Raw genomic sequence first — 9,526 nt, 5'->3', positions numbered from 1 at the left:
GTTTTTTATTATATAATGCCTACTTTAGGTGTTTCCTGACACAACGATTTTAGATTCTGCTATCATATGAATGTAGTTATGCTGGAACAGCATTACAGCCACTTACAGCATCTTGAAACCGCTATTAATGCCTTTGCACTCTCTGTTACCATAGATGCGGCAGGCGGGGTGACTGCGGTTAACACGCAGGTGATAGCTGCATTGCAGCCGTTGGAAGGACCGTTTACCGGCCATCCTTTTACCGCGCTCTTCCGGCCCGCTAACCCGGAACACTGGCAAAACCTGTGGAAAACCCTGACGGAAGGAAAACCGGTACAGGAACAGCTCTGCTTTTTTATCAACGCCGCAGATACGCCATTGTGGCTGGAAGCAGGCATCACCCCCTTCTTCAGCGAAGCAGGCGCTTTTACGCATTGCATGCTTATCGGCATTGATATCACCGCCCGTAAACTCACTGAAATAAAGCGTACCCGCAACGAGGCGTACTACGGCCAGGTGCTGGAAAATCTCCCCCTTGGATTACAACAGTTTTCCCCGGAAGGAGATAGCATGGATATGAACAGCCGGCAACGCGAGATATGGGGCGACCACCACGCTTTCTTCACCAATCCTGATTATAAATGGCTGCAGGATCCCTTCTACCGGCTCAACGGCCTCGCCGGGATGTTTGAAGATGCCCGGAAAACAGGAAAAACCATCAAACGCGAAATCCTGCTCAGCTACCAGGAAAAACATCACGAAAATATTACCAGGCTTTACCCCGTATACTTTGAAGCTACCATATTCCCGCTTACAGATCAGCAGCGGAATATGGACAATGTTTTCCTTATACTGGACGACATCACGGAAAAAAAATTATCGGAACTCAGTCTCCAGAAAAGCGAAAGACTCCTCGACAATATTATTGAGAACCTGCCGATCGGTTATATCCAGTTTGATAATTTCGGCTTTATACGCCGGATCAATCAAACGCAACGCTTCTTCTTTAATTCGCCGCATCCCGCCAGCCGCCAGCCTTTTAACGTAATGAACGATCAGCTGGCCACGATGTTTGAACTGGACAAACTGTTTGTGCAGGCGCTGGAACAGCATAAATCCCTGCGGGTGGAGAAGCGGATCGATTTCTCGCAGGACAAAAGGTGGACTACCGTAGGAAGGGAGGTGTATCTTGACCTTACGGTATTCCCGGTGGTAGAACCGGTGGACAAGGAGATGATAGTAGTAGCGCTGGTGAATGATATCACCGATAAGAAACTGCAGGAGCTGGAGATCAAGAAGAACCAGGAGTTCCTGCAGCAAACAGGTACCCTCGGAAAAATAGGCGGTTGGGAACTGGATATCGACAGCGGTAAAGTACGGTGGACGGACCAGTCGTACCACATCCACGACTGCCCCGCAGATACTCCCATCCATCTTGAAACGGCACTGGCCTATTACAATGCGGATGCGAGGGCGCAACTCGAAACGCTGATGCGGGAATGTATTGAAACGGGGAAGCCATTTGATGCACAGTTAACCATCACTACGTCACAGCAACAGGTAAAAAGGGTGCGGTCCATCGGGCAGCCGGGTTATGTAGACGGGCGGCTGGTACGTATGTACGGCGTAATACAGGATATCACCGAACAGCTGGAGATAAGGGACGCACTTACGCGGAATACGGAACTGATGCGGCTCTTCTTTGATACCATTGATATGGGCTATGCTGCCATGGAGAAAACCGGCAGCCTGAATTTCCTGAACCGGAAGGCGGAGAAAATGATAGGGCATCCTGTAGCGATGGGCAGCAATATTTTCGAGGAGTTTCCGCGCCTGAGCGGCACCGTGTTCTATGCCCGGCTGCAGGAATGTATTCAGCAGCAGGCTTCACAGTCGTTTGGTATTTATTTCCCTGGGGCAGATAAATGGTACGACTTCCTGCTTACTCCCATGCGGGATGGCGGCATTTCCGTGTTTATGCGCGACATTACCGACAGCCGGAAAATGCAGAAAGAGCTTAGGAAAGCGAACGAGCAACTGTCGAACCTGAACAAGAACTTGGTGAACCAGAATAAACAGCTGGAAGATTTTGCTCACATTACCTCCCATAACCTCCGGGCGCCGATTGCTAACCTGAAGGCTTTGATGCAGATGCACAACGAGGCCGCCGCCCAGCAGGAAAGGGATCTTTACCTGGGAATGGTACATGAGGTGATCAAGAAGATTGATGAAACGCTGAATGACCTGGTAGAAGTAGTGCAGATCAGGAAAGATGTGAATGTGGAGAAGGAGAAGCTGTTGTTTGCCGACAGGCTGCAAAAGGTAAGGGATATTTTACTGGTGGATATTGAAACCAGCAATATCCGGATCACCTATGATTTTGACGAGGAGCCGGCGATTGAATACCCGCGGGTATATCTTGACAGCATCTTACAAAATTTTATTACCAACGCTATCCGGTACCGCTCCCCGGAACGTACGCCTGCACTACATCTGCGAAGCTGGAAGGAGAATGATAACATTATCCTCAGCGTGCAGGACAACGGTGTGGGAATAGATATGGAGCGCTTTGGCAACAAACTTTTCGGCTTCCGGAAAACCTTTCACAAGAATAAGGATGCAAAGGGAATTGGCTTATTTATCACTAAAACGCAGGTAGAAGCGATGGGTGGTAGCATAAGAGCGGAAAGTCATCCCGGAGAGGGAACCAAATTTATTATTACTTTTAGGTCAGAATAAACCCCCTTTATGAAGTTAATCAATACGATTTTTATTGTAGATGATGACCCGATTCACCAGCAGATTGCGAAAATCATGATTGAACGTCAGGCTATCAGCAGTCATATCCGTGTATTTTCGGATGCACAGGATGTACTGGATCTTCTCCGCGAAAATGTGGGAGATGTAGAGGCCTTACCGGATCTTATTTTGCTGGATCTCAATATGCCTGTGATGGATGGCTGGGAGTTCCTGGAAGAATATGCTACGTTCCAGGAGCAGTTACCGAAGCAGATCAGGATTTTTGTACTGACCTCTTCCATTGATGAAAAGGACAAGGAGCGTGTGAATGCTTACAGTTTTGTTACAGGGTATCTTACAAAACCACTGTCAAAAGAAATTATTGCGCACCTGTCTTAAGTAAATGAATGGTTTTTGCAGGATCGGCAGACGAGAAGATAGCGCTGCCGGCCACCAATACATTGGCGCCTGCCTGGATGAGCTGCCCGGCGTTTTCTGTGCCTATTCCTCCATCTACTTCAATGAGCGCATGTGCATGATTGTCTGTGATCAGCTGGCGCAGCTGCCTGATTTTCTGATAGGTTTGTTCGATGAACGTTTGCCCGCCGAATCCCGGGTTTACGCTCATGATCAGCACTACGTCTATATCCCGGATCACGTTTTCCAGCATGCCAACAGGGGTGTGAGGGTTTAATGCAACACCGGCTTTCATGCCCAGGCCTTTGATCTGTTGTATATTCCGGTGCAGGTGGATACATGCTTCAAGATGTACAGTGAGTATATCGGCCCCGGCTTTTTTGAAGTCGGCCGCGTATTTTTCCGGTTCTTCGATCATGAGGTGCACGTCGCAGGGTTTCTGTGCCTTTTTCTTTATCTGTGCAATTACAGGCAGGCCGTAACTGATGTTGGGCACAAACCGCCCGTCCATTACATCGAGATGGAACCAGTCGGCTTCGCTGCGGTTCACCATATCCACTTCTTTTCCCAGTTCGAGGAAATTCGCTGCCAGTAAAGATGGCGCCACTAAAACAGGTTGTTGTTCCAAATGCTCTATTTTTGAATGATGTAAATTTAAGTAATTACGGGGTCAATCTTTTAAGGGCTGCTTTTGCTTCGCTGAAATCTTTCTTAAAAGAAGTTGCCTTTGTATAATCTTCAACCGCCAGTTTTTTGTTACCCAGCTGTTCCTGCGCGGTAGCGCGGTAATAGTACGCCCATGCATCCGTTGGGGCCGATTTGGCTGCCAGGTTGTAATAGGTGTAGGCTGTTTTCCAGTCTTTTTTATTGCTGTATATTTTTCCCAGAGCGAGGTAGGCGGGTTCAAATCCCGGGTCTGCCACTATACATTTATGATAGGCGCTGAGTGCTGCTGGCTGGTTACCCAGTTCTTCATGGAACTGTGCAGCTTCATATAACGGGTAGGCGTTGGTGGTATCCAGTTGCCATGCCTGCTGGTAGTAACCGAGGGCAGCGGTTGCTTTCCTTGCCCGGAGCAGGTCGCCCAGTTCCATCACGGCTTCAAATTCAGGCTGGTTGCCGGCGGCGCGGATGGCAGCGGTCAAATGACGTATAGCCGTGGTAGTGTCCTGTTTATCTTCCGCCATGCGGGCTTTCAGGTAGAATGCCTTATCCCGGGCGTCTGCCGTTTGTGCGAGCACGTTAGCAAGGCTGTCTGCTTCCGTGTATTGCTTATTTTCCACGAGAGCGGTAGCCAGGCGGTATTGCAGGTACGTATAGCCGGGTGCGGTAGCCAGTGCTTTCCGGAAATTGGCAGCGGCTTTCTGAAAATTGTTCACGATCAGGGCGGCTTCGCCGGCGCCAGCCCAGTAGTCGGTGGTCCCCGGCGCCAGGGAAGCCGCCTTTTCAAAGTCGGCCTGCGCGAGGGCAGGGTTGGTGTTAAACAGCAGCAGCGCGCGGTGGTAGTACAGATCGGCGTGGTTGGGAAACTGTGAAATAGAATCCGTTACCGGCCGGATGATATCGCTGTATAACGCGGAGTCAGGGCTACTGGTAGCTTGTTGCTGCCGGGTGCCGGCATTGTTACATGCCTGTGCACCCGCAAATAACAGGAGGATAGGTAAATACTTCATACTGGCGCCAAAACTACAGAATCATTATTGCATTAACCAGTTTTTGAAAGCGGGGTAGTCCGCTGCCAGCAGGGTGGCTTGTTTTTCTTTACCGTATAAAGACATCACCTTTGCGGGTGTATATATTTCTTCCCTGATGGACTTAGGTGCTGTATCTTCAAATTTTACCGGGTGGGCGGTTTCCAGGAAAACGCCTGTCAGCTCCGGGGAACGTTCCAGGTAGCGTTGCAGTCCCATGAAGCCTACGGCGCCGTGAGGGTCCAGCATATAATGGTTTTCTTTCCATACCTGCTCCATGGTTTGAGCGGTTTGTTTATCGTTAAAGCTGTAAGCGGTTAGTTTTTCTGCGAGAGAGGGCAGGCTGTTACCGAACAGTTCCAGGATCCTTACAAAATTGCTGGGATCTGCCACATCCATGGCGTTGGAAAGGGTGGGAAATGCTTTGCCTGGTTCATATTTGCCACTTTCCATAAAGCGGGGCACTGTATCGTTGATATTAGTGGCGGCTACAAAGTGTGCTACCGGCAATCCCATGGCGGCTGCCATCATGCCTGCGCAGATGTTGCCGAAGTTGCCGCTGGGTACGGAGAACACCAATTTGGGGTGGGCAGCTTTCATTTGTTTATAGGCCAGGAAATAATAGAACATCTGGGGCAGCCAGCGGGCCACATTGATAGAGTTGGCGCTGGTAAGCGGGCGGCGGGCCTGGAGTTCGCCGTCCAGGAAAGCGGTTTTTACCAGCTGCTGGCAGTCGTCGAAAGTACCTTGTATTTCCAGGGCATGAATATTATTGCCAAGGGTAGTGAGTTGTTTTTCCTGCAGCGTACTTACTTTATTGGAAGGGTAGAGGATCACTACTTCCACGCCGGGCACGTTATAGAAACCGCTGGCCACTGCGCCGCCGGTATCGCCGGAAGTGGCCACCAGTACGGTTACCGGTGTAGTGCTGTTGCGGCGGAAATAACCGAGGCAGCCGGCCATAAAGCGTGCGCCCACATCTTTGAACGCAAGGGTAGGGCCGTGGAATAGTTCCAGTGCGTAGGTATGACCGGTTACTTTTTGCACCGGGAAGGGGAAGTGTAAAGTGTCTGTTACTATCTTTTTTAATGCTTCTTCGGGTATTTCATCGCCTATGAACGGGCGGATTACTTTTAGTCCGATCTCGTGGTCCGTATATTGGTGCAGGTTAGTGATAAAATCTTTTTCCAGTGCCGGTATCTGTTCTGGGAAATATAATCCTTTATCCGGTGCTAATCCCTGTACTACTGCTGTTTCGAAATTTACCCGGTGCTGTTTGTTCTGTAAGCTGAAATACTGCATGAATAAAACGTTTGTTAATTAGTTAGTCAATCACTTTTACACCGGCGGTGTTAATCTGGGAAACGTAGATCTTATAATCCACGCCGAGTGGTGCGTAAACGCTATCCATTGTAGCCGCTACTTTGCGGGCATTTTCTTCTCCTTTGCTGAGCATAAAAACGGAGGGGCCGGATCCGGAGATACCGCCGCCGAGTGCGCCGGCTTCCCTGCATTTCAGTTTCAGTTCGTGAAATGCGGGGATGAGGATGGAGCGGATAGGCTCCACGATCACATCTTCGAGTGAGCGGCTGATCAGGTCGTAATCGTCCTGGTACAATGCTGCTACCAGCGCGCCTACGTTGCCCCATTGCCGGATGGCATCTGTCATGAGTACCTTTTGCTTCAGTATTTCGCGCGCGTCGGATGTTTTTACTTCTATTTGCGGATGTATAACGGTTACCCATAGATGTTCCGGCGTGTGCAGGGTGGTAATATCCAGCGGGCGGTAACTTCTTACCAGTGTGAAACCGCCGAGGATGGCGGGTGCTACGTTATCGGCATGTGCGGAGCCGCAGGCCAGCCGTTCTCCTTCCATAGCAAACCTCACCAGTTGTTTTTTGGTGAACGGTTCTCCGAGCAGGTAGTTCACGCCAACCACTGCACCGGCGCTGCTGGCGGCGCTGGAGCCGATGCCGCTGCCGGGATGAATATTTTTGAAGATCTCTATTTCTATACCGGTATCGGGATGATCGTATTTTTGCAGGAGGGCCTGAACGGCCACGCCGGCCACGTTACGGGATGTTTCCATTGGGAGGTCCGCTCCGTGGATCGCGGTAATGCGAACACCCGGCTGGCTGCTCTTCCGAAGGATCATTTCATCTCCGGGCGCATCCAGCGCCAATCCTATTACATCAAAGCCACAGGCTACATTGGCCACTGTTCCCGGCGCAAATACTTTTATACTGTCCATATCACCTTTAAGTTAGTTTAATTTAATAATTGATTGTCAGGATTGCAACTCAATTCATGGAAAGTTTACAACCTCGCACTCCGGATGATGTCTGCAAATATGCCGGAGGCAGTAACGTCGGCCCCGGCGCCGGCGCCTTTTACGATCAGCGGCTGGTCTTTATACCGGCTGGTGGTGTACAGTACAATATTATCCTTTCCTTCCAGTTTGAAGAACGGATGATCGGGCGCCACGCTTTGCAGGCCTACAGAGGCTTTCCCATCTACATAACTGGCCACGAACTTCAGGCGTTTGCCTTCAGCGTCTGCGGCTTCGCGCAATCCCTGGAAATGACCGGCATGTACATCCAGTTCCTCGTAAAAATCGGGTACGGATGGTGCATTGAGGCATTCATCGGGCAGGAACGAATAGTTGGTGATCTCGTCCATTTCAATGGCGGCGCCGCTTTCACGGGCAAGGATCAGGATCTTTCTCATTACATCTTTGCCACTGAGGTCAATGCGTGGATCCGGTTCGGTATAGCCTTCGTCCTGTGCTGCTTTCACTACTTCGCGGAAACTGGTGCCATTCAGGAAATGGTTGAACACGAAGTTGAGGCTGCCGGATAGTACGGCTTCTATGCTGTGTACTTTGTCGCCGCTACGGATCAGGTCATTCAGTGTATTGATGACCGGTAGTCCGGCTCCAACATTGGTTTCAAACAGGAAGGAGGCGTTGTATTTACGGGCCAGGTCTTTCAGCTGTTTATAATAAGCGTAGTCGGATGAACAGGCAATTTTATTGCAGGTGACTACAGAAATACCGTGTTGGAGGAATTGGTGGTATACGGCTGCAATGTCGCTGCTGGCGGTATTATCTACGAATACGCTGTTGCGGAGGTTCAGTGCTTTGATCTGCTGCACAAAATCAGCGGTACTGATATGCTGGGCATGTTCCAGTTGTTCGCGCCAGGTACGCAGGTTGATGCCGGTATCGCTGATCAGGGTATGGCGGCTGTTGGCCAGGCCGGTTACCCTGATCTGCAGGCCCAGTTCGTGCTGGAGATAGTGCTGTTGTTGTTCCAGTTGTTCCAGCAGTTTGCTGCCCACATTGCCGGCGCCGGCAATAAAGAGGTTTACCTGTTTGAGCGGTGTTTCAAAAAAGGTTTCGTGCATTACGTTCAGCGCTTTTTTGATATCGGCTTTGTTGATCACAGCGGAAATATTTTTTTCGGTAGATCCCTGTGCGATGGCCCTTACGTTAACACCGTTCCTGCCCAGGGTGCCAAAGAGTTTACCACTGGTGCCGTGATGGTTTTTCATTTTATCGCCCACTACAGCTACAATGCAGAGGTCTTTTTCCACCAGGAGGGGGTCTATGCTTTTTTCGCTGATTTCCTGCGAGAACTCGCTGTCCACCGCTGTTTTGGCTTTCAGCATATCCGCTTCATGAATGCCTACCGTGATAGAGTGCTCAGAAGAGCTTTGGGTAATGAGAATTACGTTGATGCGTTCCCGTAAGAGGGATTCGAACAGCCGTTTGGAGAACCCGGGGATGCCCACCATGCCGCTTCCTTCGAGGGTGAGCAGTGCGATGTTGGGGATGCCGGAGATGCCTGTTACCGGGAAGCTGCGGTCGGCGCTGTCTTGTATAAGCGTACCGTGATCTTCCGGGGCAAAGGTATTTTTGATCCAGATGGGAATGCGTTTGCTCATTACCGGCTGGATGGTGGGAGGATAGATGACTTTGGCGCCGAAGTGCGACAGCTCCATTGCTTCCACATAAGAGATATGCGAAATGGGAATGGCCTGTGATACGATGCGCGGGTCGGCGGTCATCATACCGCTTACATCTGTCCATATATCAAGTACGGATGCGTTTACGGCAGCGGCAATGATGGCGGCGGTATAGTCGGAGCCACCGCGACCGAGGGTAGTGGTTTCTCCATCGGGAGTAGCCGCCACGAAACCGGGGAATACTACATAGTCGGCGGGCGACTCAGCAAAGAACTGTGTAATATGGTGATTGGTGGCAACAAAGTTAACGGCGGCGTGGCCGAAGTTGTTATCGGTAACAATCAGTTCGCGGCTGTCTTTACAGGAGGCGGAGAAACCCTGCTGTTTTAGTTTTTCCGCTACGATAACGCATGACATGAGTTCGCCGTAGCTCATTATTTTATCGAGGGTACGCGGACTTAATTCGGCTACCTGGAAGATGCCGTCGCAGAGGTTTTCGAGTGCATTGAGTTTTTTCTTCAGCTGGCTGATTTGCCCGCTTTGTGCGGTGATGGGGAATAGTTCGCGGATAGTATCCAGGTGCCGGGCCTCAATTTCCTGTAATATATTTTTATAGTCTTCGTTGCCTTGTTCTGCGAGTTGTCCGCAGCGTATAAGCTTATCCGTTATCCCGCCGAGTGCAGACACTACGATAGCATATTTACCGGCCGGTTTATATTGCTGGAGGATTTTGC

Annotated in this window: 7 protein-coding genes; 2 read left to right on the top strand and 5 right to left on the bottom strand. The window is 50.3% G+C overall.

Annotated features, from left to right (window positions below; all coding sequences use genetic code 11):
• Positions 1 to 66: 66 nt before the first annotated feature.
• Both VN105_RS06945 and VN105_RS06940 read left to right on the top strand, forming a co-directional pair.
• Positions 67 to 2,718 (top strand): PAS domain-containing sensor histidine kinase, encoded by a 2,652-nt coding sequence (locus tag VN105_RS06945; RefSeq protein WP_325639259.1) that lies wholly within the window; start codon positions 67 to 69, stop codon positions 2,716 to 2,718.
• Positions 2,719 to 2,727: 9 nt separating this feature from the next.
• On the top strand, positions 2,728 to 3,117 hold the full coding sequence (locus tag VN105_RS06940; RefSeq protein ID WP_325639257.1) for a response regulator: 390 nt from the start codon (positions 2,728 to 2,730) through the stop codon (positions 3,115 to 3,117).
• Here VN105_RS06940 and rpe read toward each other — a convergent pair.
• The 5 genes from rpe to thrA all read right to left on the bottom strand — a co-directional run.
• A complete protein-coding gene (gene rpe / locus VN105_RS06935) occupies positions 3,098 to 3,763 on the bottom strand; it encodes a ribulose-phosphate 3-epimerase (protein WP_325639255.1) in 666 nt (221 codons plus the stop codon). The genes VN105_RS06940 and rpe overlap by 20 nt on opposite strands.
• A 34-nt stretch (positions 3,764 to 3,797) precedes the next feature.
• Positions 3,798 to 4,808: a tetratricopeptide repeat protein gene (locus tag VN105_RS06930; RefSeq protein WP_325639253.1), complete on the bottom strand. Its 1,011-nt coding sequence runs from the start codon at positions 4,806 to 4,808 to the stop codon at positions 3,798 to 3,800.
• A gap of 24 nt (positions 4,809 to 4,832) precedes the next feature.
• Positions 4,833 to 6,128 (bottom strand): threonine synthase, encoded by a 1,296-nt coding sequence (gene thrC / locus VN105_RS06925; protein WP_325639251.1) that lies wholly within the window; start codon positions 6,126 to 6,128, stop codon positions 4,833 to 4,835.
• Between the two features lie 22 nt (positions 6,129 to 6,150).
• A complete protein-coding gene (locus VN105_RS06920; protein ID WP_325639249.1) occupies positions 6,151 to 7,077 on the bottom strand; it encodes a homoserine kinase in 927 nt (308 codons plus the stop codon).
• Between the two features lie 65 nt (positions 7,078 to 7,142).
• On the bottom strand, positions 7,143 to 9,526 hold a 2,384-nt coding region (gene thrA / locus VN105_RS06915), incomplete at its 5' end, for a bifunctional aspartate kinase/homoserine dehydrogenase I (RefSeq protein ID WP_325639247.1).

The sequence above is a fragment of the Chitinophaga sp. genome, assembly GCF_035564935.1.
GTDB lineage: Bacteria > Bacteroidota > Bacteroidia > Chitinophagales > Chitinophagaceae > Chitinophaga.
This window is presented reverse-complemented; position numbering and strand designations above follow the sequence as displayed.